This is a genomic window from Nocardioides sp. Leaf374 (assembly GCF_916862475.1).
Lineage (GTDB): Bacteria > Actinomycetota > Actinomycetes > Propionibacteriales > Nocardioidaceae > Nocardioides > Nocardioides kribbensis.
Map to the genome: position 1 here is coordinate 1 of NZ_CAKASO010000024.1, position 26,277 is coordinate 26,277.

General features: G+C 75.3%; 24 protein-coding genes and 1 pseudogene. 16 read left to right on the top strand and 9 right to left on the bottom strand.

Annotated elements, in window-relative coordinates; genetic code table 11:
• Positions 1–883 (top strand): annotated as a pseudogene (locus LPA27_RS11830) (hypothetical protein); the annotation flags it as partial.
• A 68-nt stretch (positions 884–951) separates the two neighbouring features.
• On the opposite strand, the gene LPA27_RS11835 reads toward LPA27_RS11830, so the two are convergent.
• A complete protein-coding gene (locus tag LPA27_RS11835) occupies positions 952–1,701 on the bottom strand; it encodes a hypothetical protein (protein WP_056864190.1) in 750 nt (249 codons plus the stop codon).
• A 98-nt stretch (positions 1,702–1,799) separates the two neighbouring features.
• Between LPA27_RS11835 and LPA27_RS11840 the strand changes: the two genes are divergently transcribed.
• The 6 genes from LPA27_RS11840 to LPA27_RS11865 all read left to right on the top strand — a co-directional run bounded on the left by LPA27_RS11840 (position 1,800) and on the right by LPA27_RS11865 (position 9,342).
• A complete protein-coding gene (locus LPA27_RS11840) occupies positions 1,800–3,107 on the top strand; it encodes an oligosaccharide flippase family protein (protein WP_228942557.1) in 1,308 nt (435 codons plus the stop codon).
• The gene (locus LPA27_RS11845; RefSeq protein ID WP_228942558.1) at positions 3,104–4,492 is read left to right on the top strand and encodes an O-antigen ligase family protein; all 1,389 of its coding nucleotides are present in this window, start codon (positions 3,104–3,106) and stop codon (positions 4,490–4,492) included. Before LPA27_RS11840 ends, LPA27_RS11845 begins: the two co-directional genes overlap by 4 nt.
• Before the next feature lie 35 nt (positions 4,493–4,527).
• Entirely contained in the window at positions 4,528–5,679 is a 1,152-nt protein-coding gene (locus LPA27_RS11850; protein ID WP_228942559.1) for a glycosyltransferase family 4 protein, read from the top strand.
• Positions 5,676–6,791, top strand: a complete 1,116-nt coding sequence (locus LPA27_RS11855; protein WP_228942560.1) for a glycosyltransferase — start codon at positions 5,676–5,678, stop codon at positions 6,789–6,791. The genes LPA27_RS11850 and LPA27_RS11855 overlap by 4 nt, the downstream gene beginning before the upstream one ends.
• Before the next feature lie 128 nt (positions 6,792–6,919).
• Positions 6,920–8,191, top strand: coding sequence for a hypothetical protein (locus LPA27_RS11860; RefSeq protein ID WP_228942561.1), 1,272 nt, complete (start codon positions 6,920–6,922; stop codon positions 8,189–8,191).
• 44 nt (positions 8,192–8,235) lie between these two features.
• Positions 8,236–9,342, top strand: a complete 1,107-nt coding sequence (locus tag LPA27_RS11865; RefSeq protein ID WP_200919048.1) for a glycosyltransferase — start codon at positions 8,236–8,238, stop codon at positions 9,340–9,342.
• Positions 9,343–9,372: 30 nt separating this feature from the next.
• Here LPA27_RS11865 and LPA27_RS11870 read toward each other — a convergent pair whose 3' ends face one another.
• Positions 9,373–10,914 (bottom strand): sugar transferase, encoded by a 1,542-nt coding sequence (locus LPA27_RS11870; RefSeq protein WP_082502842.1) that lies wholly within the window; start codon positions 10,912–10,914, stop codon positions 9,373–9,375.
• A gap of 128 nt (positions 10,915–11,042) precedes the next feature.
• Here LPA27_RS11870 and LPA27_RS11875 point away from each other — a divergent pair, with 128 nt between their 5' ends.
• The 4 genes from LPA27_RS11875 to hemW all read left to right on the top strand — a co-directional run bounded on the left by LPA27_RS11875 (position 11,043) and on the right by hemW (position 15,919).
• Complete coding sequence (locus tag LPA27_RS11875) at positions 11,043–11,699, top strand: MOSC domain-containing protein (protein WP_228942562.1); 657 nt, start codon at positions 11,043–11,045, stop codon at positions 11,697–11,699.
• Between the two features lie 102 nt (positions 11,700–11,801).
• Complete coding sequence (locus tag LPA27_RS11880; protein WP_056864197.1) at positions 11,802–13,622, top strand: AMP-dependent synthetase/ligase; 1,821 nt, start codon at positions 11,802–11,804, stop codon at positions 13,620–13,622.
• Positions 13,623–13,716: 94 nt separating this feature from the next.
• Positions 13,717–14,622 carry a 3,4-dioxygenase subunit beta gene (locus LPA27_RS11885; protein WP_228942563.1) on the top strand — a complete coding sequence of 302 codons (906 nt, stop codon included), beginning with the start codon at positions 13,717–13,719 and terminating at the stop codon, positions 14,620–14,622.
• A gap of 58 nt (positions 14,623–14,680) precedes the next feature.
• Positions 14,681–15,919 carry a radical SAM family heme chaperone HemW gene (gene hemW / locus LPA27_RS11890; protein WP_056864199.1) on the top strand — a complete coding sequence of 413 codons (1,239 nt, stop codon included), beginning with the start codon at positions 14,681–14,683 and terminating at the stop codon, positions 15,917–15,919.
• Here the strand turns inward: hemW and LPA27_RS11895 are convergent.
• The 5 genes from LPA27_RS11895 to LPA27_RS11915 all read right to left on the bottom strand — a co-directional run bounded on the left by LPA27_RS11895 (position 15,912) and on the right by LPA27_RS11915 (position 19,626).
• The gene (locus LPA27_RS11895; protein WP_082500244.1) at positions 15,912–16,334 is read right to left on the bottom strand and encodes a DUF4870 domain-containing protein; all 423 of its coding nucleotides are present in this window, start codon (positions 16,332–16,334) and stop codon (positions 15,912–15,914) included. The two genes, hemW and LPA27_RS11895, sit on opposite strands and share 8 nt — an antisense overlap.
• A gap of 24 nt (positions 16,335–16,358) precedes the next feature.
• Positions 16,359–17,204 carry a DUF3097 domain-containing protein gene (locus LPA27_RS11900; RefSeq protein WP_228942564.1) on the bottom strand — a complete coding sequence of 282 codons (846 nt, stop codon included), beginning with the start codon at positions 17,202–17,204 and terminating at the stop codon, positions 16,359–16,361.
• A gap of 48 nt (positions 17,205–17,252) precedes the next feature.
• On the bottom strand, positions 17,253–17,450 hold the full coding sequence (locus LPA27_RS11905) for a hypothetical protein (protein WP_056903886.1): 198 nt from the start codon (positions 17,448–17,450) through the stop codon (positions 17,253–17,255).
• Positions 17,451–17,554: 104 nt separating this feature from the next.
• Positions 17,555–18,415: an MBL fold metallo-hydrolase gene (locus LPA27_RS11910; protein WP_228942565.1), complete on the bottom strand. Its 861-nt coding sequence runs from the start codon at positions 18,413–18,415 to the stop codon at positions 17,555–17,557.
• Positions 18,416–18,900: 485 nt separating this feature from the next.
• The gene (locus LPA27_RS11915) at positions 18,901–19,626 is read right to left on the bottom strand and encodes a hypothetical protein (protein ID WP_228942587.1); all 726 of its coding nucleotides are present in this window, start codon (positions 19,624–19,626) and stop codon (positions 18,901–18,903) included.
• Positions 19,627–19,900: 274 nt separating this feature from the next.
• On the opposite strand from LPA27_RS11915, the gene hrcA reads away from it, so the two are divergent.
• The 3 genes from hrcA (at position 19,901) to LPA27_RS11930 (ending at position 23,031) form a co-directional block, all read left to right on the top strand.
• Positions 19,901–20,932, top strand: a complete 1,032-nt coding sequence (hrcA, locus tag LPA27_RS11920; RefSeq protein ID WP_228942566.1) for a heat-inducible transcriptional repressor HrcA — start codon at positions 19,901–19,903, stop codon at positions 20,930–20,932.
• Positions 20,933–21,101: 169 nt separating this feature from the next.
• The gene (dnaJ, locus tag LPA27_RS11925; RefSeq protein ID WP_193661040.1) at positions 21,102–22,283 is read left to right on the top strand and encodes a molecular chaperone DnaJ; all 1,182 of its coding nucleotides are present in this window, start codon (positions 21,102–21,104) and stop codon (positions 22,281–22,283) included.
• Positions 22,284–22,290: 7 nt separating this feature from the next.
• Positions 22,291–23,031 carry a 16S rRNA (uracil(1498)-N(3))-methyltransferase gene (locus LPA27_RS11930; RefSeq protein ID WP_228942567.1) on the top strand — a complete coding sequence of 247 codons (741 nt, stop codon included), beginning with the start codon at positions 22,291–22,293 and terminating at the stop codon, positions 23,029–23,031.
• Between the two features lie 258 nt (positions 23,032–23,289).
• On the opposite strand, the gene LPA27_RS11935 is transcribed toward LPA27_RS11930, so the two are convergent.
• Positions 23,290–24,240, bottom strand: coding sequence for a Gmad2 immunoglobulin-like domain-containing protein (locus LPA27_RS11935; RefSeq protein WP_056864207.1), 951 nt, complete (start codon positions 24,238–24,240; stop codon positions 23,290–23,292).
• Between the two features lie 177 nt (positions 24,241–24,417).
• Between LPA27_RS11935 and LPA27_RS11940 the strand changes: the two genes are divergently transcribed.
• The gene (locus tag LPA27_RS11940; RefSeq protein ID WP_228942568.1) at positions 24,418–24,756 is read left to right on the top strand and encodes a histidine triad nucleotide-binding protein; all 339 of its coding nucleotides are present in this window, start codon (positions 24,418–24,420) and stop codon (positions 24,754–24,756) included.
• 58 nt (positions 24,757–24,814) lie between these two features.
• Here LPA27_RS11940 and LPA27_RS11945 read toward each other — a convergent pair whose 3' ends face one another.
• The gene (locus LPA27_RS11945; RefSeq protein ID WP_056903894.1) at positions 24,815–25,099 is read right to left on the bottom strand and encodes a hypothetical protein; all 285 of its coding nucleotides are present in this window, start codon (positions 25,097–25,099) and stop codon (positions 24,815–24,817) included.
• Between the two features lie 218 nt (positions 25,100–25,317).
• Between LPA27_RS11945 and LPA27_RS11950 the strand changes: the two genes are divergently transcribed.
• Positions 25,318–26,277 carry a PhoH family protein gene (locus tag LPA27_RS11950; protein WP_228942585.1) on the top strand — a complete coding sequence of 320 codons (960 nt, stop codon included), beginning with the start codon at positions 25,318–25,320 and terminating at the stop codon, positions 26,275–26,277.

A 26,277-nucleotide genomic window follows, 5' to 3' on the forward strand; every position in this document is an offset into this window, starting at 1 on the left:
CGGCGGCGCCATCTCCCCCGAGGGCGTGGACTACAAGGAGTTCCTGGTGCCGGGCATCTTCGCCCGCGTGCGCGACGCGGCCGTGGCCGAGGCCGACGACCTCGTGCGCGAGGCCCAGGAGCTGGCCACCACGCTGGTGGCCGAGGCCCGCGCCGACGCCGAGCGCGAGCGCGACGCCGCGGCGGAGCGGGCCCGCAGCACGGTGGCGGAGGCGGAGGCGACGGCCACCCGGGTGAAGGCGGCGGCCGAGGCGGAGGCCGTCCGGGTGCGCGACGAGGCCGAGGCCGCGCGCACCGAGGCCCGCCGCGAGGCCCGGGCCGAGGCCCTCGCCGAGATGGCCCAGGTGCGCCAGCAGGCCGAGCGGCTCATCGCCGGGATCGACTCCGACCTGCGCGGTCTCGCCACCACCCTGGCGAGCGCCAGCACGGTGGCGCTCGCGGTGACCACCGCGGCCGCCGAGCTCGACGCCGCCGTCGGCTCCGACCTGACCGACACGACCGACACGACCGACACGGCGGACACGACCGACACGGCGGACGCACCCCAGGGCGCCGACGGCGCCTCCGGCCCAGGGGCCGAGGTCACCGCGCTGTCGGTCGTGGTCGTGGGTCCCGACGACCACGCTGCCGACGACCTCGCTGCCGACGACCTGGCCGACGACCTGGCCGACGACGGTGACGGGGAGCCCGGGTCCACCTCGGGCGCGGAGACCGCCCCCGGCCCGGTGCCCGTGGGGGAGGACGAGACCGTGGCGCCCGAGCCGGCGACGGGTCCGTCGCAGCGGACGGCGTCGGGCGCCCGTGCCACGGGCGGCGAGCAGGACGACCTCGACCAGGCCCTCACGGGTGCCCGCCCGCTCGGCTGGCTCTTCCGCGGCCACTGATCCGCTCGGGCGGCCGCGGCGCACGCGGTGCCCTCGGCGCCTCCTGCACCCGGGGCTCCCGGGCGTGGCTAGCCGCAGGTGGGTGCGACGGGGCTGGTCGAGGGGTCGAGCGGTCGCACCGTGATCGAGTCGACCACGGTGCCCTCGGGCACGCCCTGGAAGAGCTGCATCTCGATCGGGCGCACCTCGAAGGCCGTCAGGCAGGTCCACACCCCGGTGACGACCGCCACCAGCTGACCGTCGACGCCGCGCAGGATGGCCTGCACGAGGGCCTGCGGGATGTCGGCGCTGCCCACGGTGAGGTCGGCGTTGACGACGGTGCGGCTGGCGTTGAGGTCGCTGGCCAGGCCGGTGGCCGAGGCGGTGGAGCTGTCCTGGTCGGTCGCGGCGGGCTGCCAGGCGACGTCGCGGTAGTCGAGGTCGACCGCGGCGACCTCCCCGACGTCGACGCCGACGGGGAAGTAGAGCCCGTAGATCTCGCCGGGGGCCAGGTCGGTGACGGTGCAGCAGGCGTCCTGCCCGACCATGGCGCTGGCGCTCCAGGTGCCGAGGGACACGTCGTCGCGGTCGAAGGCCTCGAGGGTGACCTCGGCGGTGCGCAGCGTGCGGTCCTCCTCGTTGCGCACCAGCACCGAGAGGAGTCCGTCGGTGACGGCCCACTCGCTGGTGGTCAGCACGTCGGGCGCCTCGGCCGCGCCCGAGGCGGGGGCGTCGGCCGCGCCGGCCACCTGGGCCCGCAGGTCGGCGCAGCCGGCGAGGGCCAGCAGCAGAGCGGGCAGCAGGAGCGCCACCAGGAGGCGGGCCGGCTGGGTGCGCATGTGTTCCCCCGAATCACCGTCGACACGCGTGGACCGGCCCCCATGATGCCCTCGCGGGTGTAGCGACACACCATCCGGGGTAGCGTCGGAGCACGATCATGGCGATCGGGAGGACGTCCCGGTCGCAGTCCGGGGGGATGATGTTCGACGTCGCGCGTGCCGTGCTGGCCGCACCGACGCGCGCCCTCCCGCCCCGCGAGCGTCCTGTGGGCACGGGGGCGCTGTGGTTCGCCACGCACGCCGTGAGCCTGAAGGCCGGGCAGACCGTCGTGCTGCTGGCCCTGGCCGCGGCCCTGGTGCCGGCCGACCTCGGGGTCGTCGCCCTGGCCACGCTGGTGTCGAGCGCCGTGGCGCTCGTCAGCGGTCTCGGGGCCTCCGCCGCCCTGGTGCGCTGGGAGGGCGACGTCGACCGGGCCGCCCGCTCCGCGGTCTCCCTCGCGCTGGCCTCGGGCGCCGCGGCGACGCTCGCGGTGTGGGTCTCGGCGCCGGCGCTGGTGTCCGCGCTGGGGGCGGGGCCCGCCGCCGTGGGCCCGGTGCGCGGCCTCGTGCTGACGGCGCCGCTGGTCGCGGCGGCCATGGTCACCCTCGAGCTGATGCGCCGGCGCCTGGCCTTCGGCCGCCGGGTGCTGCCCGACGTCGCGGCCTCCCTGCTGGGGGCCGCGCTGGCGGTGTGGCTGGTCGGGCGGGGCTGGGGCGTCGGAGCGCTGGTGGCCGGCCAGGTGGTGCAGGGCGTCGCGGTGCTGCTGCTGGCCTGGTGCGTGCACCCGCCCGTGCGCCCGGGGTGGCACGCCGACGACGTGCGCGGCCTCCTGCGCTTCGGGCTCCCGTGGTCGGGGGCCCACCTGCTCGAGCTCGTCCAGGTCAACCTCGACTACGTCGTGGTCGCCCACCTGCTCGGCGCCGTGGCGCTGGGCCACTACTCGTTGGCCTTCCGGGTGGCGGCGGTGCCCTACCTCCTGGTGGCCGTGGTCCTCTCCAGCGCCGCCTTCCCCGTGCTGTGCCGCCGGCACGGCGCGGAGCTGCGGGCCACGGTGTCGGACCTCGCGCGGCTCTCGCTGGCGCTGCTCCTGCCCGTCTGCGGGCTGCTGGCCCTGCTGGCCGACCGCCTGGTGCTGCTGGGACCCGCCTGGGCACCGGCCGTGCCGGTGCTCCGGGTGCTCGCGGCCTACGCCCTCGCGGCGGGGCTGCTCCACGTGACGCTGACCGTGCTGCACGCCATGGGCCGTCCCGGCGAGGCGGTGCTCGCGCGGCTGGCCCACCTGCTGCTCCTGCTGCCGACGCTGCTCCTGCTCGCTCCCGCCGGGGTCGTGGCCGTCGCCGCGGCGCAGGTCGTCGTGGCGGCAGCCGTGCTCCTGGCGGCCCTCGCGCGCGTCGGCTCGCTCCTGGGAGAGGGCCGGACCCGATGACCCTCATGCTCCGGGAGGCGCCCAGCGCCCTGCTGTCGGTGGGGCGCCCCCGTCGGCACGACCCGTCGCGGCGGACCCGGCCGGCGTGGCTGCACACCGTCGTACCGGTCCTGCTCGCCCTCCTGGGCGGCGTGTCGGTGGGTCTCGCCCCGGGCCTCACCGGGCTGGTCGTGCTCGCCGTCGTCGTGCTGACGCTGCTGCTGGGCCAGATCGAGATCGCCGCCCTGGTGGTCGTGGCGGCGTCGGTCTTCGAGGACTACCTGGTCTTCGTCTCGCCCGCCGCCACCAAGACGCTGGCCGTGGTGGTGGTGGTCGCCTGGGCCGTACGCCGGGCCGCGCGGCCCTTCCACCACGCACCGCGCAGCCCCGTGCTGGTGTCGGCCGGCGTGCTCGTCGTCGTGCTGCTGCTGTCGACCCTGGTCACCGGCTCCGACGGCGCCGCGGTGGCCACCCTGGGTCGGTGGGCCGGCTTCCTGGCCGTGCTGGTCGTGCTCGCCGACTGCCTGCGCGGGCGCCTGGCGCCCACCGTGCTCGCCGAGGTCTACGTCGCGTCCTGCGCCCTGGCGGCCCTCTGCGCCCTCGTGGTCTTCCCCTCCGCCGACGGCGACCGCCGGGTCGGCGGTCCGGTGGCCGACCCCAACGACTTCGCCTTCTACCTCCTCGCCGCGGTGCCGCTCGGCCTGGCCGCGCGCGCGGAGAGCCGCCGACCCCGCGCGTGGGACCTCGCCACGGTCGTGTGCGCGGTCGCCCTGGCCGGCACCTACTCCCGCGGCGCCGTGCTCGGGCTGCTGGTCGCGCTGGGCGTCGCCGTCGTGGTGCGGCTGCTGCCGTGGCGCGCCGTCGGCGCCCTGCTGGTGGTCGTGGTCACCGCGGTCGCCTTCACGGCGTCGGTCAACGCCGATCTGGTGAGGGTCAGCTTCGAGCAGAAGCAGGCGGTGGCCCAGGAGAACGTCTCCCAGCGCCTCGAGCTGTGGCAGCAGGCCGCGCGGATGACCCTCGACGCGCCGCTGCTCGGTCACGGCCCCGGGTCCTTCGCCGAGGAGCACCAGGACTACGCCGGCGACGCCGGGGCCTCCGTGGCCGACCTCGACACCGCCCACAACACCTATCTCGAGGTGGCGGCCGAGCTCGGTCTCCTCGGCCTGCTGGCCCTGCTCTCGGTGCTCGGGACCGCCTTCGCCGGCGCCTGGGCCCGCTGGCGGCGCGACCGCTCGCCGCTGGCCGCGGGGGTGTGCACCGCCCTGGTGGGCACCGGGGTGGCCGCGTCCTTCCTCAGCGAGCAGTTCTACCTCCCGCTGTGGCTGCTGGCTGCCCTCGCCGTCGCGGTGTCCGTCGGCGACCGCGCACCCGCGCGGCGACCACCGCGCGTGCGCCGCGCCCGATGAGGCCCCCCGACGAGGTCCGCCCGACGAGGTCGGACGTGCCCGCCGAGCACCGGTGGCGCGGCCGGGTGGTGCACGTGCTGACCCAGCCGGGGGGCGGACCGGCCGACCACGTGTCCGCGGTGGCGGCCGCCATGGCCCGACAGGGGATCGACGTGCACGTGGTGGGTCCGGCGTCGCCGCGCACGGAGACGGTGCGGGCGGCGGGGGCTGCCTGGCACACGGTGGCGGTGACCTCCAAGCGGGACGCCGCCGGGGCCCTGGCGCTGGCGCGCGTCGTGCGCGGCCTGCGGCCCGACGTCGTCCACCTCCACGACCGGCGGGCGGCCTGGGTGGGCCGCCTCGCCGCACCCGCCCTGCAGGCGGGCGTGGTCCACACCGTGCACGGGGTCGCCGACGGCCTGAGCGACCAGGTGGCGGGCAACGCCCTCGTCGGCCCGCGCCGGCGGCGCGACGACCTCTACTACGTCGCCGGCGAGCGGTGGGCGACCCGCTGGTCGGCCCGGTGGGCGCGCACGCGGGTGGTCACGCCCAGCCGGGCCGTCGCGGACTTCCTGGTGCACCGCGTCGGCGTGGACCCCGACCTGCTCGACGTCGTGCCCAACGGCGTCGAGGTACCGCCCGTCGGCCCCGTCGGACCCGCCGGACCCGCCCGGGCGCCGGCCCTGGTGTGGGCCGGCCGGCTGGTGCCGGCCAAGCGGCCCGGCGCTCTGCTCGACGCGGTCGAGCGGGTGTCGGGGCTGGGACCGGTGGTGATCGCGGGGGAGGGGCCGGAGCGCGACCTCCTGCTGCGCCGCGTGGCGGCGACCGGCTGGCGCGGCCCGGGCGGCGTCGAGGTGGTCGGGCAGCTGCCCGACCTCGGCCCCGCGCTGGCTGCGGCCGACGTCTACGTGTCGACCTCCGCCGCCGAGAACCAGCCGCTCGCGATGCTCCAGGCCATGGCCCACGGCCTGCCGGTGGTGGCGACCGCGGTCGGCGGGGTGCCGGAGGTCGTGCGCGACGGCGTCGAGGGCCTCCTGGTGCCGGTCGACGACCCCGACGCCCTGGGGGGCGCGCTCCGCCGGCTGCGCGACGACCCGCGGCTGCGACGGCGGCTCGGCACGGCCGCGCGCGAGCGGGTGGCGGCCGGGTGGACCCGGTCGCACTGCGTCGCGGGACTGCTGCGGACCTACGGTCGGGTGACGGCGTGAGGGTGCTGGTCACGATCGCCGAGATGGGACCGGGCGGCGCGGAGACGCTGGTCGCGGAGATGGCCGCCCACCTGGCCGCCGAGGGCCACCAGGTCAGCCTGGCCAGCAGCGGCGGCTTCCGGGAGCGGGAGGTCGCCGGGATCGGCGGTGTCGAGACGCTGCGCGTGCCGCTGCGACGCGACACGGCCCTCGACCGCACGCGCTCCGTCGTACGCCTCGCGGCGCACGCCCAGCGCCTGCGCCCCGACCTGGTCCACGCCCACAACGTCCGGGCCACCCTCGTCGCCCGGATGGCGACCTATCCCGCGGGGGGACCTCCGGTGCTGAGCACCGTGCACGGCCTCCCGCCGCAGAGCTACCCCCGCGCCGTCGGGGTGCTGACCCGCTGCGCCGACCACGTCGTGGCCGTCTCCGACTCCGTCGCCGACGACCTCGTGGCGGCCGGGCTCGACCCGCAGCGGCTCTCGGTCATCGAGAACGCCGTGCGGGTGGCTCCGGCGGCCCGCGCCGGCGACCGGGTCGCAGCGCGGCGCGACCTGGGGCTCCCCGAGGGGGGACCGGTGGTGCTCTGCCTGGCCCGGTTGGCCGGGCCCAAGCGCCAGGACCTGCTGGTCGAGGCCTGGGCCGAGCGCTCCTCCGGGCACGGGGAGGCGCTCGGTACCCTGCTGCTGGTCGGCGAGGGGCCGCAGCGCCGGGCCCTCGAGCAGCAGGTCGCCGACGCCGGGCTCACCGCGAGCGTGCGCCTGCTCGGCGAGCGCGCCGACGTGGCGCGACTGCTGGCCGCGGCCGACGTCCTGGTGCTCCCCAGCGACCGTGAGGGCCTGCCGATGGCCGTGCTCGAGGCCATGGCGGTCGGCGTGCCCGTGGTCGCCAGCGACGTGGGCGGCCTGGCCAGCCTGGGCGATGCCGTGACGCGGGTGGCGCCGGGCTCCGCGCCCCGGCTGGCGGCCGGTCTGCACGAGGTGCTCGCCGGCGGCCGCGCGGTCACGGAGCGCACGGCGCGGGCCCGCGGGCTCGTCGACGCGCGTTTCGCCACGGCGACCATGCACGCGGCCTACCGTGACCTCTACCGCAGGCTGCTGACGGGTTTGGGTGGTGCGCTCGGGTGGTAGACATTTCAAGCGGTGGCCGCACCAGGGTGCCACCGTGCAGCACTCCGCTCGGGGGCGTGCGGGGCCGGGAAGATCTCCTGGCCACGGGTGAGGACGGTCGGGCAGGACCGACCGCGGAGAGCGTGGGCATGGAGCTGCGAGACATGGGGGCCGCTCTGTGGCGCCAGCGTCTGCTGGTGGCCGTGGTGGTGGTGGTCACGGCGATCGGCGTCGCGGTGGGGGTGTGGTCCTCGACCAAGACCTACACCGCGACCGCGACGGTGTCGGCCGCCCCGGCGCCCGGAGCGCCCGCCCCGGCCGAGCTCGACGACCTGCGCGCGACCTTGGCCGAGACCGCCACGACGCCCGAGGTGCTGCGTCAGGCCGCCACGCGCGCCGGGGTCGACCGGTCGGTGGGGCAGCTGCTCGACGAGGTCGACGCGCGCTGGGTCGAGGGCACCCAGCTGATCGAGATCACCGTCGCCGACCCTTCGGCCCGCGACGCGGCGGGCCTGGCCAACGCCGCGTCCTTCACGCTGCAGCAGAGCGACCCCACCGGGGCCTTCGAGTTCACCGACGTCGACCCCGCGGTCGAGCCGGCGACCTACTCCAGCCCCGACCTCCCGCTCGCCATCGGCGTCGGCGTCCTGCTGAGCCTGGTGCTCGCGGTGGTCTCGGCCCTGGCCCGCGACCGCCGGACCTACACGGTCAAGGACGCCCACGGCGTCGAGGCGGCGCTGCGGGCCCCCGTGCTCGCCCACGTGGCCCCACCCCGGTCGCCGACCCTGCAGGCCATGTTCACCGGCACGCCGGCCGCCGACGTCTTCCGCCGCCTGCGCCTGTCGCTGGAGGCCTCGCACCGGGCGCACCCGCCGCGCCTGGTCGTCGTCACGGGGGTGACGACGGGCGACGTCAACGCCTGGCTCGGCGCCAACCTGGCCATCTCCCTGGCCTCGGCCGGGCGCCGGGTGCTGCTCCTCGACGGGCGGCTCGCGACCCCCGCCGACGAGCCCCTGCCCGAGGAGCCCGACACCCCCGGTCTCCACGACGTGCTGCGCGGCACGCCCTGGGAGCACGCGGTCAGCCCCGGCCCCGTCGACGGACTCAGCGTGCTGCCTCCCGGTCGCGCGCCCGCCTCCGACGCGGGCGCCGAGCCGGGCGACCTGCTCGAGCGGAGGTTCGGGGCGCTGGCCGAGGCCCTGACCCGCACCTTCGACGTCGTGGTGGTCATCGCCCCCTCGCTGGAGGAGCGCGACGACGCGCTCGTCATGTCCGCGGGCGGCTCGCTGCTGCTCGGGGTCGTGGAGGGCGTCATCAGTCCCGAGGCCCTGGCCGCCTACGCCGACCGGTTCGTCGTCGCCGGCGTGCGCCTGGCCGGCACCGTGCTCGTCGGGCACCGCGCCGAGGCGGTGGCGCCCTGAGCGCCGCGACCGCCCCCGTCGGGGCCACGCCGGGCCGTCCGCACGTGCTGCACGTCAGCGTGCCGACGAGCGAGGGCACGGCCGAGGTGCTGCTGGGCTACGTGCGCGAGCAGCTGGCCCGGGGCTGGCGGGTGAGCGTGGCCTGCCCCTCGGAGGGCTGGCTGGGCTACGCGGCCCGCGAGGCCGGCGCCGAGGTGGCGTGGTGGCGTGCCGGCCGCGAGCCCGGCGTCGGGACCCTGGAGGAGACCGCCCGTCTGTCCGCGCTGGTCACCAGGCTCGGTCCCGACCTGGTGCACCTGCACAGCTCGAAGGCCGGCCTGGCCGGTCGGCTCGCGGTGCGACGGCGCGTGCCCACCGTCTTCCAGCCCCACGCCTGGTCCTTCCAGGCCGGGTCCGGCACGTCGAGCCGGCTGGCGCTGCTGTGGGAGCGCTTCGCCGTGCGGTGGACCGACCAGGTCGTGTGCGTCGGCGAGGGGGAGCGGCTCGTGGGCGAGGCGGCGGGCGTGCGCGCCGAGGTGACCGTGGTGCCCAACGGGGTCGACCTGCGCCGCTTCGGCCCCACCAGCCCCGAGGACCGGGTCGAGGCGCGGGCGCGCCTGGGCCTGCGCGAGGCCCCGACGGTCGTGTGCGTGGGGCGGCTGAGCCACCAGAAGGGCCAGGACGGGCTGCTCGACGCCTGGACGTCGGTCCTCGAGGCCGTGCCGGGTGCCCAGCTGGTGCTCGTCGGCGCCGGGCCCGACGAGGCCGACCTGCGCCGGCGTGCCAGCGGCCTCCGCGGGGTCGTCTTCGCCGGCGCCCGCGTCGACGTGCCCGACTGGCTCTCGGCGGCCGACGTCGTGACCGTGCCCTCGCGCTACGAGGGCATGGCCCTCGCGCCGCTCGAGGCGATGGCGAGCGGACGCAGCGTCGTGGCCACCGACGTCCCGGGGATCGCCGAGGGCGTGGTCGACGGCGTGGGGGCCCTCGTGCCGCCCGGCGACCCGGACGCCCTCGCCGCGGCGCTGGCCGAGCGGCTCCTCGACCCCGCGCGGGCCGACGACGAGGGGTGGGCGGGCTACGACCACGTCAGCGCCGAGCGCGACGCCGCCGAGGCCGCCCGGCGCGTGGCCCGGCTGTCGCTGGGCCTGATGGCGTCACGCAACCGCGCCTGAGCGGAGCCGGACGACCCGCCGGGGGACGGGTCAGGCGCCGCGGCGCACCGACTCGGGCGTCCCCTCGGAGCCCCGGTGCCCGGCGGGCGGACGCTGCGCGCCGTCGATGCGACGTACGACGGCCGGGTCGACGGTGACCTCGGCGGCCCGGTCGCCGCCCGTCACGCGGTCGGCGGTCGTGGGGCCGGCCGAGGCCGGCGTTGCCGCGGGCTGGGGTCGCACGAGGGTGCGCGCGGTGCGCACCACGATCTTGACGTCGCCCCACAGCGACCAGTTCTCGATGTAGTAGTTGTCGGCCCGCACCCGGTCGTCGATGGAGGTGTCGCCCCGCAGGTCGTTGACCTGCGCCCACCCGGTCAGGCCCATCGGCACCCGGTGCCGGTGGCCGTAGCCCCGGGTCTCGCGGGAGAACTGCTCGACGAAGTAGGGCCGCTCGGGGCGCGGGCCGACCAGGCTCATGTCACCGCGCAGGATGTTGACCAGCTGCGGCAGCTCGTCGAGACCGGTGCGGCGCAGGAACCGGCCGACCGGGCCGATGCGGTGGTCGTTGTCGATGTTCCACGCCGTGGCGCTCTCGGAGGGGTCGGCGGGCTTCATCGAGCGGAACTTCATCAGCTCGAAGGTGCGACCGCCGCGGCCCACGCGCACCTGGCGGAAGATGACGCCCGGCCCGGTCTCGAGCCGGACCGCGAGCGCGATGCCGAGCATCAGGGGGGCGAGGGCGGCCAGGGCGGCCGCCGACAGGGTGGCGTCGAAGCACCGCTTGACGAGCAGGGCGTGGGGCCGCACCCGCCAGCGGCGCAGCCGCACGACGGCGACGTCGCGCACGACCTCGATGCGGCTGGGGCGGTCGAGGCCCATCATCTCGTAGAAGCGCGGCACCACGAAGACCTGGTGGTCCTGGCTCTGGCAGTAGCGCACCAGGGCCAGGGCCCGCTCGTCGGGCGCGTTGCCGAAGGCGAAGATGACGTCGTTGACGTCGAGGGCCCGCATCGCGTGGGGCAGGTCGCCGAGCGCGCCGAGCAGGGGCACGGGCAGGTCGAGGGCGGTCTCGACGTCGTCGTCGACGAACCCCACGGGGTGCAGCCCGAGGCTGCGGTCGGCGAGCAGGGCCGCCGCGAGGCGCCGGGCCACGCCGTCGGTGCCGACGATGACGACGGGGTGCGAGAGCACACCGCGCCGGCGCCCGGCCCGCACGAGCGTGTACGCCACCCCGCGCAGGGTCGCCAGCAGGCCGAGCGTCGTGGCCGCGAAGGCCGCGACCGGGCCGAGCACCGCTCCGCCGTCGCCCACGTCGAGGCCGCTGGTGGCCAGCAGCAGCAGCGTGGAGGCGATCGCGGTCAGGCTCAGGGCCGGCAGGTCCTCCAGGACCGACAGCACGAGTCGGGAGCGCTGGAGGCTGAGACCCCGGCTGACCACGGCGCCGCCGACGGCGGCGCACAGCACGGTGACGAGCGTGACGGAGTCGGCGACGACGAGGCTGGCACCCGTGACGGCCAGCAGGTCGGCGGCGATGAGCAATGGTGTGACGCTGGCCAGTCCTGGCACGACGTCGTCCATGTGAAGACGCATGTAACTGATACCCCCCGGTATGACACCACTCAACCTATCCCGGTGGGCCCGGTCCAAACCACCGGGGTGCGTGACGTGTCACACGGTGTGGCGCCGGGTGCCGGACCGCGGGCTGGCACGATGGCGACGTGGCGGTGGTGCGGTCGGTCAACGTGGGTCGTCCCCGTGCGGCGTCGTGGGCGACCACGGGGCGCACCTCCATCGACAAGTCCCCGGTCCGGGGGCCGGTGCGGGCGACGGCGGCGGGCCTGGTGGGCGACGAGGTGTCGAACCGTCGCCACCACGGAGGGCCCGACAAGGCCGTCTACGCCTACGCCCGCGAGGCGCTGGACGACTGGGCCGCGGAGCTGGGCCACGACCTGCCCGACGGACAGCTGGGGGAGAACCTCACCGTGAGCGGGCTCGACGTCGACGACTGCGAGATCGGCGAGCGCTGGGAGGTGGGGGAGGTCGTGCTGGAGGTGCGCTCGCCCCGCACCCCGTGCCGCACCCTGAGCGGCTGGATGGACCACTGCGGACTGCCCGCCGAGGCCTGGCTGCGGCGCTTCACCGAGCGGGCCCGCCCCGGCGCGTACCTCAGGGTGCTGGGGGAGGGGGCGCTGGCCGCCGGCGACGAGGTGCGGGTGCGCCACCGGCCCGGGCACGGTGTGACCGTCGCGCTGATGTTCCGGGCCGTGCACCTCGACCGGACGCTGCTGCCCCGACTGCTGGAGGTGCCCGACCTGGTGCCGGAGGCGCGGCTCGCCGCCGAGCGCTGGGTCGCCGGGGGCGCGCGTCCCGGGTAAAGCCTGGCCCGACACGGACCGCCTGGGGGGATCCGGTTACTGACGGGTCACGACGTGACGTAGGTTACGGGCACTGTCGTCGTCCACCGCAGGAGAGCGTCAATGCCCGCCACCATCGACCCCGGCTTCGTCGATCACCTCACACCCAACGTCGCCCTGCTGTTCCTCGACCGGGTGGCCACCTCGCCCGACAGCGAGGCCTACCGCTTCCCGGTCGGCGAGGCCTGGGAGTCGGTGACCTGGCGCCAGACCGGCGAGCTGGTCTCCCGGCTCGCCGCCGGCCTGCTCTCGCTGGGCATCGAGCCCGAGCAGCGCGTCGGCATCGCCTCGAGCACGCGCTACGAGTGGGTCCTGGCCGACCTCGCGATCATGCTCGCGGCCGGTGCGACCACGACGGTCTACCCCACGACCAACAGCGAGGACACGGCGTACATCCTCAGCGACGCCGAGTGCCGCGTGGTCTTCGCCGAGGACGACGAGCAGCTGGCCAAGATCGCCGAGCACCGCGGCGAGCTCCCGGCCCTCGGCACGGTCGTGACCTTCGACGGTGCCGCCGACGGCGAGGGCGTGCTCAGCATGGACCAGCTCGCCGCCCGCGGCGACGCCTACCTCGCCGAGCACCCCGACGTCATCCGGCGCACCGCCGAGGCGATCCCGGCCGACCAGCTGGCCACGCTGATCTACACCTCGGGCACGACTGGGCGCCCCAAGGGCGTGCGCCTGCTGCACCGCGGCTGGGTCTACCAGGGTGCGCTCATCAAGGAGCAGGGGATCCTCGACGAGACCGACCTGCAGTTCCTGTGGCTGCCGATGGCCCACTCCTTCGGCAAGGTGCTGCTCTCGGCCCAGCTCGCCTGCGGGTTCGCCACCGCCATCGACGGTCGCGTCGACCGCATCGTCGACAACCTCGGCGTCGTCAAGCCGACCTTCATGGGTGCGGCCCCCCGCATCTTCGAGAAGGCCCACGCCCGCATCGTCACCATGCAGGCCGCGGAGGGTGGCGCGAAGGAGAAGATCTTCACCAAGGCCTTCGAGGTCGGCACGACCGTCGACCGCCTCAAGCGCGAGGGAAAGTCGGTCCCGCTGGCGCTGCGGGTGCAGCACGGCCTCTTCGACAAGCTGGTCTACAGCAAGGTCCGCGAGCGCTTCGGCGGCCGCGTGAAGTTCTTCATCTCCGGCTCCGCCGCCCTCAACTCCGAGATCGCCGACTTCTTCCACGCCGCCGGCATCCTCATCCTCGAGGGCTACGGCCTGACGGAGAACTCCGCGGGCGCGGCGGTCAACCACCCCGACGACTACCGCATCGGCAGCGTCGGCAAGGCCATGCCCGGCAGCGAGATCCGCATCGGGGAGGGCGACGAGATCCAGATCCGCGGCCCCCACATCATGGCCGGCTACCACAACCTGCCCGAGGAGACCGCCAAGGCGTTCACCGAGGACGGCTGGCTGCGCACGGGCGACAAGGGCAGCCTCGACGCCGAGGGCTTCCTCACCATCACCGGCCGGATCAAGGACCTCTTCAAGACCTCGGGCGGCAAGTACATCGCCCCCTCGGCCATCGAGGCCAAGTTCAAGGCGCTGTGCCCCTACGCCAGCCAGTTCCTCGTCTTCGGCAACGAGCGCAACTTCGTGGTCGCCCTCATCACCCTCGACCCCGACGCGATGGCGACGTGGGCCGAGGAGAACGGGATGTCGGGCGCCTCCTACACCGACATCGTGCGCTCGGAGAAGGTCCGCGCGATGGTCGGGGGCTACGTCGACCAGCTCAACGAGCGGCTCAACCGCTGGGAGACCATCAAGAAGTGGGACCTGCTCGACCACGACCTGACCATCGAGTCCGGCGAGCTGACCCCCTCGATGAAGGTCAAGCGCAACGTGGTGGAGAGCAACAACTCCGAGAGGATCGCCTCCTTCTACTCCTGAGCGCAGGCTCCCCACAGGGGGCGCACAGACAGGACGACTCGAATGGGTGCCGGCGGGAGACCGCCGGCACCCGTTCCGTCTTCCGAGGAGAGCCATGACCCCGCACCAGCCCCACGACCACCACCACGGCGAGCTCGAGGACCACGACCTGGGCCTGAGCCACGACCTGCCCCGGATCGTGGAGCGCAACCGTCTCGGGCGGCGCCGCTTCCTCGCCGCAGTGGGTGGCGTGGGCGCGGCCACGGCGCTCGCGGCGTGCTCCGCCGACGCCGACTCGACGAGCAGCACCGGGAGCGGCACCGCGGGCGGCACCCCGCCGGAGGGCGGGCCCGGCGGCGCGGTGCCCACCGGGTCCGAGGTGGAGGTCGCCGAGGGCGAGATCCCCGAGGAGACCGCCGGTCCCTACCCCGGTGACGGGTCCAACGGCGTCAACGTGCTGACGGAGTCGGGGGTCGTGCGCTCCGACATCACCCGCAGCTTCGGCTCCGCCTCGGGCGTGGCCGAGGGGGTGCCCACGACGCTGCGCCTCAAGGTCTACGACCTCACCGGCGACGAGGCCGAGGTGCTGTCGGGGGCGGCGGTCTACGTGTGGCACTGCGACCGCGACGGGGAGTACTCGATGTACTCGGAGTCCATCGCGGAGGAGAACTACCTGCGCGGGGTCCAGGAGACCGACGAGAAGGGCTGGGTGGAGTTCACCACCATCTTCCCCGCCGCCTACTCGGGTCGCTGGCCCCACGTGCACTTCGAGGTCTACCCCAGCCTCGAGGACGCCACGAGCGCCTCCAACAAGCTGCGCACCAGCCAGCTGGCCATCCCCCAGGACGTCGCCGACGCCGTCTACGCCGAGGCCGAGGGCTACGAGCAGAGCGTCACGAACATGGCCCAGACCAGCCTCGAAAGCGACAACGTCTTCGCCGACGGCTACTCGCTGCAGCTGGCGAAGGCGACCGGGTCGGTGGCCGAGGGCTACACCCTGACCCTCAACGTCCCCGTCTGAGCCGTCCGGGTCCGAGCCGCCGCCGAGCCGCCCGGGCCCCGGGTGGGAGGATGGCCAGATGCCCTCCGCCCTGCCCGACGGCGATCCCGTCCCCGCCGACGGGTCCCTGCCCGAGGCCGCCCTGGCCGGTCTGGGCCGGCGCCCGTTCGGCCTCTACGTCCACGTGCCCTTCTGCGCCGTGCGCTGCGGCTACTGCGACTTCAACACCTACACCGCCGAGGAGCTCGGCCCCGCCGGGGGCGCCCCGGGGGCCTCGCGCTCGACGTACGCCGCCGCGGCGGTGGCCGAGGTCCGGCAGGCGCGACGGGTCCTCGGCGAGGTCGACCTGCCCGTGTCGACGGTCTTCTTCGGCGGCGGCACCCCCACGCTGCTCGACCCCGACGACCTCGGGGCGGTGGTGGAGGCGGTCGCCGAGGAGTTCGGGCTGGCCCCCGACGCCGAGATCACCACCGAGTCCAACCCCGACAGCGTCGACGCCGCCGACCTGGCTCGGCTGCGCGAGCTGGGTCTCAACCGCGTCTCCTTCGGCATGCAGTCGCAGGTGGGCCACGTGCTGCGGGTGCTCGACCGCACCCACGACCCCCGCCGCGTGCCGGCGGCGGTCGCGTGGGCCCGCGAGGCCGGCTTCGAGCAGGTCAGCCTCGACCTGATCTACGGCACCCCCGGGGAGAGCCTGGAGGACTGGGCCACCTCGGTCGACGCGGCCCTGGCCTGCGAGCCCGACCACGTCTCGGCGTACTCGCTCATCGTCGAGGACGGCACCGCCCTGGCCCGCCGGGTGCGCCGGGGCGAGCTGCCGATGCCCGACGAGGACGACCTGGCCGACAAGTACGCCCTCGTCGACGAGCGGCTGGTCGCGGCCGGGCTGGGGTGGTACGAGGTGTCGAACTGGGCCCGGGGCATGCCGGCCAGCGGAGCCCACCGCTGCCGCCACAACGAGCTCTACTGGACCGGGGCCGACTGGTGGGGCGTCGGTCCGGGCGCCCACTCCCACGTGGGGGGCGTGCGGTGGTGGAACGTCAAGCACCCCGTCGCCTACGCCGAGCGGATCGGCGCCGGGCTGAGCCCGGCGCACGCGCGCGAGGTGCTCTCACCGGAGGACCGTCGCGTCGAGCGGGTGCTGCTGGAGCTGCGGCTGCGCGAGGGCCTCCCGCTCGACGTCCTCGACGACGCCGGCGCCGCCGCCGTGCCCGGGCTGCGCTCGCGGGGCCTCGTGCGGGTCGAGGGTGACCGGGTCGTGCTCGAGGACGCGGCGCGCCTCGTCGCCGACGGCGTGGTGCGCGACCTGCTCAGCTGACCATGCGGATGGTCAGCGGGTAGCGGTAGAGCTCGCCGCGCGCCGAGCGCACCGAGCCGATGACGGTGAACACCAGCCAGACCAGCCCCACCACCGGCAGCAGCAGGAAGCCCACCAGCGCCAGGGCGAGCACGAGCGACACGACGCCGTAGATGAGGATGGAGAGCTGGAAATTGAGGCTCTCGACCGACTGCTGCCGCACGTAGGGCGAGGTGCCGCCCTTGAGGAGCAGCACGAGCAGCGGGCCGAGGAACGACAGGGCCACGAAGGCCGCGACGAGGGCCGACCAGTGCGCCGCACCGCCCCAGGTGCGCTCGTCGGGGGTCAGGCCGTCGGGCCCCGGGGTCTGGCCGTAGGGGGTCTGGCCGTAGGGCTGCTGGCCGTAGGGCGGTTGGCCGAAGGGCGGCTGGGACATGGGGCCTCCTGGTGCCGGTCGCGGTCAGTCGACCGTGACGAAGTCGATCAGCTCCTCGACCCTACCGAGCAGGGCCGGCTCCAGGTCGTCGTAGGAGGCCACCTTGCCCAGGATGTGCTTCCAGGCGCGCGCGATGTCGGCCTGGTCGCGGTGCGGCCAGCCGAGGTGCTGGCACACGCCCTTCTTCCACTCCACCGAGCGCGGGATCGTCGGCCAGGCCGCCAGCCCCAGGCGGTCGGGCTTCACGGCCTGCCAGACGTCGATGAAGGGGTGGCCGACGATCAGGACGTGCTTGCCCACCGCCGAGCGCGCGATGCCCTGGGCGATGCGGCTCTCCTTCGACCCCGGCACCAGGTGGTCGACCAGCACGCCCACGCGCCGCTGCGGCCCGGGCCTGAAGTCGACCAGGTGGTCGGCGAGGTCGTCGACGCCGCCGAGGAACTCCACGACGACCCCCTCGATGCGCAGGTCGTCGCCCCAGACCTTCTCCACCAGCTCCGCGTCGTGGCGGCCCTCGACGAAGATCCTGCTCTGCCGCGCGACGCGGGCCTTCGCCCCCGGCACGGCCACCGAGCCCGACGCGGTGCGCGTCGGGGCGACGGGGGCACCCGGGCGGGCCGGGGCCACGAGGATGACGGGGCGCCCCTCCAGCAGGAAGCCGGGGCCCAGGGGGAAGGTGCGCCGCCTGCTGCGGCGGTCCTCCAGCGTCAGCGTGTGCAGGTCCCGGTCGACCGCGACGATCTCGCCGACCCAGTCGGTGGTGACCTCCTCGACCACTGCTCCGAGCTCCGCGGGCGCCTCGACCGCGCGGCCCCGCTTCGGGGCGCGCCAGTCGCCGGAGAGCACGTCGCCGCCGTACCGATCACTCATCGCAGCAGGCTAGGACGCCCGTCGGTGCGAGCCGGCCCGGCGCGCCGGTCAGTGCCGGGTGTCGGGTTCCTCACCGTCGTCGTCGCCGTCGGACTCTGCGGCCGGCTTGCCGTCGTGGAGGAGGTCGCCGGCGTCCTCGCCGGCGGGCAGGCCCTCCGCGAGGGGGTTGTCGTCGCCGGGCACGAGGTCCTCGGGCAGCTGGTCGTCGGAGATGCCGGTCGTGGGCTCGTCGGGGGTCTCGCTCATGGGGCGACGCTAGTGCTCCGGCGGGCGGCCGGTCGACCGCCCGGCGGGGTGGTGACGGTGCGGGGTGGTGACGGCGTGGTGCCGCGGCGGGGCCGGGGGGCGGGTCAGACGAGGGGGAGCCGGCGCGGGGTGCGCGGCAGCTGGGAGTATCCGCGGGCGACCGCGTCGGTGAGGGTCGCGGCCGGGTAGGGCCACGCCCCCGTGGCCAGGGCCTCGGCCTCGGGCACGCCGCGGGCCACCAGGTCGCGGATCTCGGTGGCCACCAGGCCGATCTCGTTGCGCTGGACCTCGACGAAGTCGCGGCCGACCGGCGACCCGTGGCCGGGCACGACCACCGAGCGACCGGTGGTCAGCGACAGCACGACGTCGAGGCTCCAGGGCCACTCCAGCGGGAACGAGTCGGCGCCGTACGCCGGCACCGCGCCGTCCCCGGCACCGGCGGGCGGCGCCTCCTCGACGAGGTCGCCGGCCAGCAGCACGTCGACGTCGGGCACCCGCACCACGAGGTCGCCCGCGGTGTGACCGCGGCCGGGGTGGACCAGCTCGAGGGCGCGGTCGCCCAGGTCCAGCACCGTGGCGGAGGAGAACACGTGGTCGGGCACGACCACCTCGGTCGCGTGGACCTCCTCGGCGTGCTCGCCCCGGTAGTCGCCCGTGCCGCGCCGGGCGGCCTCGGTGAGCAGCGCGGCGGCCGTCTCGTGGGCGTGCACGGGCAGGGGCCCCCAGGCCTCGAGGAACGCCCCGGTGCCGAAGGCGTGGTCGTAGTGGTCGTGGGTGGTCACGACGGCCACCACCTCGCCCCGGCCGAGCGCACGGACGTCGTCGACCAGCGCGCGGCCCGAGGCCAGCGACCCGTGCGTGTCGACCACCACCAGGCCGCGCTCACCGCGGACCACCGTGACGTTGACGTCGCACCACGCGCGCCGCGAGACCCAGACGCGGTCGGCGATCTCCTCGAAGCCCATCGGCTCAACCTAGCCGGGTGCGGGACGCGGGGTGCGGGGTGCGGGGTGCGGGGAGCGGAGCGCGCCGCGCAATTGCGCTGGTTGAGCAGGCTGGGGCCGTCGGGGTGGTCGCGGATCACGCAGACCGGTGGGCGTCGAGGGGTGCGCGCTGCGCAATTGCGCTGGTTGAGCAGGCTGGGGCCGTCGGGGTGGTCGCGGATCACGCAGACCGGTGGGCCTCGAGGGGTGCGCGCTGCGCAATTGCGCTGGTTCAGCAGGGTGTGGCCGCCGGGGTGGTCGCGGATCACGCAGACCGGTGAGCCCTGCGCCCTGCCCCCTCCGCAATTGCGCTGGTTGAGCAGGCTGGGGCCGTCGGGGTGGTCTCCGATCACGCAGACCGGCGAGCCCCGAGGCGTGCGCGCTGCGCAATGGCGCTGGTTCGGCGGCTCAGGACCCCGGCGGTCCGCTCCGACCGGGCGACCCCGACCGCGCGAGGGTCGGCGGGGTCAGCAGATGCCGGCGCCGAGCTCGCGCCGCAGCATCGCGGCCAGCTCCGCGGGCGTGCGCGCGGCGCGGGGGAAGACCAGGCGGGTGACGTGGGCGCCGGCGTCGTCGATCCAGCGCACGTCGACCCCGCCGGCGGTGAGGTCGGCTAGCTCGGCGGCGATGAGGCGCTCGACGGGCACGCCGGCGGCCAGGGCGACCGAGGCGCGCAGCTCCTCGGGGTGGCAGCGGCCCGCGTGCTCCACGCAGCGCTGCAGGTAGCCGCGGTTGAGCGCGTGGGCGGGCGCGGCGTACTCCTCGACCGGCACGGTCAGCGAGGTGCCGACACCGTCGGGGCCGGTGAGCTGGAGGGCGACCTGCTCGGGCACCAGGCGCACGACCTGCCGCTCGTACTCGCAGCAGGGGCAGGCCTCCAGGCCGGCCAGGGAGAGGCGGCCCGAGACCGTCACCGAGGGAGGGCGGGCGCCGGCGGGGCCGGCGAGGGCGCTGTCGACGGTGAGCACGGCCCCGGCGCCACGGGCGGCGGCCAGGGCGAGGTCGCCGGCGGGGGAGCAGGTGAGGGTCGGCACGCCGTCGCGCTCGGCCATGCCCAGGGTGTCGTCGCGCAGCACGTCGGGGGCGCCCTCGACGACCAGCCCGGCGTCGGTGGCGCACGACAGGACCGCGCGCGCCTCGGCCGCGACCAGGTAGGGGTCGTGGAGGGGACGGGTCGAGCTCTCGGCGGTCATGCTGCCTCCGATCGGCGGGCGGTCCTGGGGCGGACGCCGTGACGGGTGGTCGTAGTTAGGTCAGCCTAACCTACCCGGGTCGTCGGGGGAGGGGCTCTCCGAGTCGGGTACGCCACACGCGCCGGAGCGCGGACGCCCGGCGGCCCGACGCGGTCCACGCCCGGGCTGCCGTGAGGGACCCGACCTTGTAGAGTTGGCACTCCACGGAATCGAGTGCCAATCGAGCGCGGCCGGGTGCCAGAGGCCCCGGGCCGGGCCGGCGGGAGGAGGCGGGATGCAGGAGGACCGCAGGCTCGCCGTGCTGCGAGCCATCGTGGAGGACTACGTCGCCACCGACGAGCCGGTCGGCTCCAAGGCGCTCGTCGAGCGGCACGGGCTGGGCGTCTCCTCGGCCACCGTGCGCAACGACATGGCCGTGCTGGAGGACGAGGGCTACATCACCCAGCCCCACACCAGCGCCGGTCGCGTGCCGACCGACAAGGGCTACCGGCTCTTCGTCGACCGGCTCACCACGGTCAAGCCCATGAGCACCGCCGAGCGCCGGGCCATCTCCACCTTCCTCGACGGCGCCGTCGACCTCGACGACGTGGTGCAGCGCAGCGTGCGGCTGCTCTCCCAGCTGACCCGTCAGGTGGCCGTGGTGCAGTACCCCACGCTGTCGCGCTCCACGGTGCGCCACGTCGAGCTGGTCTCCCTGGGCGCCCACCGGCTGCTCGTCGTGCTGATCCTCAGCACCGGGCGCGTCGAGCAGCGCGTGGTCGAGCTCGAGGGGGAGCTCGCCGACGAGGAGCTGGCCGAGCTGCGCTCGCTGGTGCTGCGCACCGTCACCGGCGCCACCATCGCCGAGGCCCTCGTGGCCCTGCGCGCCCTCGGCGAGGCCGGCGACCCCGACGGCCGGGGCCCGAGCGCAGCCACCGTGCAGGTGGTCGAGGTGCTCGTGGACTCGATGAGCGACCACCGCAACGACGCCCGCGTCGCCGTCGGCGGCGCAGCGAACCTCGCGAGGTACGGCGACAGCTTCGACTCCGCCGTGCGCCCGCTGCTCGAGGCCCTCGAGGAGCACGTCGTGCTGCTCAAGCTGCTGGGGGAGTCGGGCACCGGCGGGCTCGTCACGGTGCGCATCGGCGCCGAGGGCCCCTACGAGGAGCTGTCCTCGACCAGCGTCGTCTCCACCGGCTACGGCCCCCGCGAGGAGTCGCTGGCCACGCTCGGCATCGTGGGTCCCACCCGCATGGACTACCCGGGCACGATGGCTGCGGTGCGCGCGGTCGCCCGCTACGTCTCCCGCATCCTCGACGAGGCCTGAGCAGGCCCTCGCCGGCCGGGCCCGCGGGCCCGCCCCGCACCCGGGGCCCCCGCGCGCCCCACCAGACCAGCACGCCAGACCAGCACGCCAGACCAGCACGCCAGACCAGCACGCCAGAGCACGACGCACGACCAGCACGCACCACCCGGACGACGACGAAGGACCATCAGTGAGCCAGGACCTGTACGACCTCCTCGGGGTCGCCCGCGACGCGGACGGCGACGCGATCAAGAAGGCCTACCGCCGACTGGCGCGCCAGCTGCACCCCGACGTCAACCCCGACCCCGAGTCGCAGGAGAAGTTCAAGCAGGTCTCGATGGCCTACGAGGTGCTCTCCGACCCGCAGAAGCGCTCCTCCTACGACCGCGGCGCAGACCCCTTCGGTGGGGGCGGCCAGGCCGGCTTCGGGCAGGGTGCCGGGTTTTCCTTCACCGACATCATGGACGCGTTCTTCGGAGGCGGCGGTCAGGGCGGTGGCCAGGGCCGTGGTCCGCGCCCGCGCGTTCGTCGGGGGCAGGACGCGCTGATCCGCCTCGAGGTCGACCTCGCCGACGCCGCCTTCGGCGTCACCCGCGAGATCAAGGTCGACACCGCGGTGCTGTGCTCGACCTGCCACGGCGACGGCGCCGCACCGGGCAGCCAGCCGGTGCCGTGCGAGACCTGCCGGGGCCAGGGCGAGGTCGCCCAGGTGCAGCGGTCGTTCCTCGGCGAGATCCGCACGCTGCGCCCCTGCGCGGCCTGCCGCGGCTTCGGCACGATCATCCCCGACCCGTGCCGGGAGTGCTCCGGCGACGGCCGGGTGCGCTCGCGTCGCTCGCTGACGGTCAAGATCCCTGCGGGCGTCGACACCGGCACCCGCGTGCAGCTGACCGAGCAGGGCGAGGTCGGGCCGGGCGGCGGCCCCGCCGGCGACCTCTACGTCGAGATCCACGTGGCCGAGCACCCGACCTTCCGCCGCCACGGCAACGACCTCCAGTGCACCGTCACGGTGCCGATGACGGCGGCCGCGCTCGGCACCACGATCACGCTGCCGACCCTGGAGGCCGACGTCGTGGCCGACCCTGACGAGCCCACCGAGCTGGAGACCAGCTTCGAGATCGAGGTCCGCCCCGGCACCCAGTCGGGCACCGAGCAGGTGCTGCGCGGCCGCGGCGTGCCCGGACTGCGGGGCGGCCGGGGCGACCTCGTCGTCACCATCGCCGTCGAGACCCCCGGTCGCCTCGACGCGCGGCAGGAGGAGCTGCTGCGCGAGCTCGCCGCGCTGCGGGGCGAGGAGGCCCCCACGGGGTCGGTGCGCCCCGGCACCAAGTCGGTCTTCGGCCGGCTGCGCGACGCCTTCAACCCGCACTGAGCCGGTCGTGACGCTGCCGGTGCACCTCGTCGAGACCCTCGCCCACGCCCGGGTGGGGGCGCCCGTCGCGCTCGAGGGCGACGAGGCCCACCACGCCGTCGCCGTACGCCGGATGCGTGTCGGTGAGCGCCTGGTGCTGACCGACGGCCGCGGACGCACCGTCGTGGCCGCCGTGACGGCCACGGCCAAGCGGTCGCTGGAGGCCGTCGTGGAGGAGGTGGCCGACCACCCCGAGCCCGAGCCGTCGGTCACGGTGGTGCAGGCCCTGCCCAAGGGCGACCGGGGCGAGCTGGCCGTGGAGGTGCTGACCGAGGTCGGCGCGGCGGTGGTGGTGCCCTGGGCCGCCGCGCGGTCGGTCGCGGTGTGGAAGGGCGAGCGGGCCGAGCGGTCGCTGGCGCGGTGGCGGGCCACGGCCCGCGAGGCCGCCAAGCAGGCGCGCCGGCCCTGGCACCCGCAGGTCGACCCGCTCGCGCGCACCGAGGACGTCTGCGCCCTCGTGGCGGCCGCCGACCTGGCCGTCGTGCTGCACGAGGAGGCCACCGAGGCGATGTCGGCGCTGAGCGTGCCGGCCACCGGTCGCCTCGTCGTGGTCGTCGGCCCCGAGGGCGGCCTGACCGAGGAGGAGGTCGCGGCCCTCGTCGCGGCCGGCGCCCGCTCGGTGCGCCTGGGCGCCGAGGTGCTGCGCACGTCGACCGCGGGGCTCGCCGCCGTCGCGGCGCTGCTGGCGGCCACGCCGCGCTGGGGCTGAGCCCCACCACCTCGCGGGGCCGACGTCAAGTTGGGTACTCGCGACGCCGGCGGGGTACCGTCCCCGACGTCTCCGCCGCCCTGGGCGGACTTCCCCCGGTTCTGTCCCGGCGCGGGCTCCGGAGACGGCTCGACCCCGGCCTCGATGTGTGAGGCCGGGGTCGAGCGCCGCAGACGGTCCGGACCCGGAAAAGGCCCCCACGCCACGAGGCCGGAGCGTCTGCCCTGGTGCTTCGGAGTCGTGCTGCGGGTGGATTGGTCAGCCGACGGTGAAGTCCTTGGAGTCCTCGGTGGGGCCGGGGCCCTCGCCGCCGGCGTCGTCGGTCGACGCGACGAAGGTGTAGTCGCCGGGCTCCAGCGAGGACAGGTCGACCTCGGTCGTCCACGGGAAGAGCCGGCCCATGAAGCCGTCGGCGGTGGCGAACCCGTCGAGCACGACCTCGCCGGAGGCGTCGCGCACCTCCCACGGCACGGTCGCCTCGAAGGAGCTGGCCAGGCCCGAGGCCGTGACCGTGCCCGACAGGGTCGCGCCCTGCTCGGGCGCCGTGACGTTGACCAGGCCCAGCACCGAGAGCTGCGGGGCCTGCTTGACGCCCGCGGAGGTGTCGACCCCGAAGAGCGTGGAGGGCTCGCCGTCGAGCTCCGCGCGCAGCGGCGCCCGCTCCTGCTGCACCCCCTGCAGCGTGTAGACCACCTGCTGCACTGCGAGGCGGGCCTCGCGCGCCGACAGGCCGCCCCGCTCGGCCCACGAGGCGTCGGGGAGGGAGACCACGAAGGCGTCGCCGTCGTAGGAGACGGAGGAGAACGTGCCGGCGGGCACGAGCGAGCGGTAGTCGGGGTCGGTGGCCTCGCCGGTGGTGACGAGGTCGGCGGCGGCCTGGAGCGGGTCGCCGGAGACCTGGTGGAACTCGCGGAAGAGTCGCGGGCCCTGCGGGGCGTCGGCTACGAAGTAGGTCGGCACCGTCTCCGAGCCGGGGTCCTGGCTCGGCTCCTCGGAGGCGCTGGCGGTCGGGGCGCTGGCGCTGGGGGAGGTGGTGGGCTCCTCGCTGCCGCTGGGCGACTCCGAGGGGGTCGTGGAGGCGGTGGCGCTGTCGGAGGCCGTCGGGTCGCCGGCGGTGTCGTCGTCGGCGCCGCAGCCCGCGAGCACGCAGGCGCCGAGGGCGAGGGTGCCACCGACGGTGGCGAGACGGGTCCAGGGGGAAGCGGTCATGGGTCCATCCTCGGGGTGGGAGCCGGTCCAGCGCTGGAGGCGGGGGGCTCGCGTGTCGGGTCGGTGCTGGTGCGGGGTCGGCGCAGGTGAGACGCTCGGGGCGCCCCCGGGGTTGCGCCGGCGGCACGAGCGAGCGGTCCCGCCGGGGCCCGACGCACCCCACCGATGGAGGGCCCCGTGGCCGACTGCCTGTTCTGCAAGATCGTGGCGGGGGAGGTGCCGGCCGAGGTGGTGCACGTCACCGAGCGCACGGTGGCCTTCCGCGACCTCAACCCCCAGGCGCCGACCCACGTGCTCGTCGTGCCGCGCGAGCACCACGCCAACGCCGCCGAGCTGGCCGCGGGCGACCCGCAGGCTTCGGCCGAGCTGGTGACGACCGCGGCCGCGGTGGCCACGGCCGAGGGCCACGACGACTACCGCCTGGTCTTCAACACCGGCGCCGACGCGGGCCAGACGGTCTTCCACACCCACCTGCACCTGCTCGCGGGCCGCGCGATGACCTGGCCGCCCGGCTGAGCCGGTCGGCGGGGCCGGCGGTGTGGCCCGGGGTCGCGACGGGGCGCGACGCGCTCGGTCAGCCGGGCACGACGGCGAGCACGAGGCGCAGCACGTAGAAGAACACCGGCAGGCCGAAGACCACGAGCATCACCCAGGCGGTGATCTTGTGCAGCGGCTTGCTGGGGTCGAGCGAGCCCGCGAAGTCGAGCAGGGCCCCCTCCTGCGTGTGGTGGGTCAGCCCCATGCCGCGGGCGTGGCCGGGGAGGTGCTGACCGGGGAACCAGTACGGCTCGGTGTCGTCGTCGTGGTCGTCGGGGTCCTCGTCGGGCCACTGCTCGACGTGCGCGTCCGGACCGGCCATGCGCCCACCGTACGCCGCGCCCGCGGCTCCCAGCGAGGAACCCGCTGGGCTGGTCGGGCGGCGCGCCGTACGATGGAACGGCCGCACCGCCGACCACGAGAGGCGCCCCGACCGGGGCATCCATGACCGAGAGCACCCCCCGCGACCTCGACGCCCCGCAGAGCCCGTCCGTCGCCCACCAGACCCGGCACACCGTGGTCGTCCCGAACAGCATCAACATGGTCAGCCTCCTGGGGGCCGGCGACGAGCACCTCGCGCTCATCGAGCGGGCCTTCGACGCCGAGATCCACGTGCGGGGCAACCGGATCACCTTCCTCGGCGAGCCCGGCGAGGTCGCGCTGGCCGAGCGCCTGCTCGACGAGCTGGTGACGATCATCCGCACCGGCCAGGGCGTCACCGCGGAGACCGTCGAGCGCGTGCTCGGCATGCTGCGCGCCGAGACCACCGAGCGTCCCGCCGACGTGCTGAGCATGAACATCCTCAGCAACCGCGGCCGCTCGATCCGGCCCAAGACGCTGAACCAGAAGCGCTACGTCGACTCCATCGACAAGCACACCATCACCTTCGGCATCGGCCCGGCCGGCACGGGCAAGACCTACCTCGCCATGGCCAAGGCCGTGCAGGCGCTGCAGTCGAAGGAGGTCACCCGGATCATCCTGACCCGTCCGGCCGTCGAGGCCGGCGAGCACCTGGGCTACCTGCCGGGCACGCTGAGCGAGAAGATCGACCCCTACCTGCGCCCGCTCTACGACGCGCTGCACGACATGATGGACCCCGAGTCGATCCCCAAGCTGCTCGCGGCCGGCACCATCGAGGTGGCACCGCTGGCCTACATGCGCGGTCGCACCCTCAACTCCTCCTTCATCATCCTCGACGAGGCGCAGAACACGACGCCGGAGCAGATGAAGATGTTCCTGACCCGGCTGGGCTTCGGCTCGAAGATCGTGGTCACCGGCGACATCACCCAGACCGACCTGCCGGGTGGCACGAAGTCGGGGCTGCGGATCATCGAGGGCATCCTCGACGGCGTCGACGACATCTCCTTCAACCGCCTCACCAGCAGCGACGTCGTGCGCCACAAGCTGGTCGGCAAGATCGTCGCGGCCTACGACGAGTTCGACGCCCGCACCGAGAGCGCGCGATCCGAGCGGTCCCGCGCGGGCCACCCCGGGCGGTGA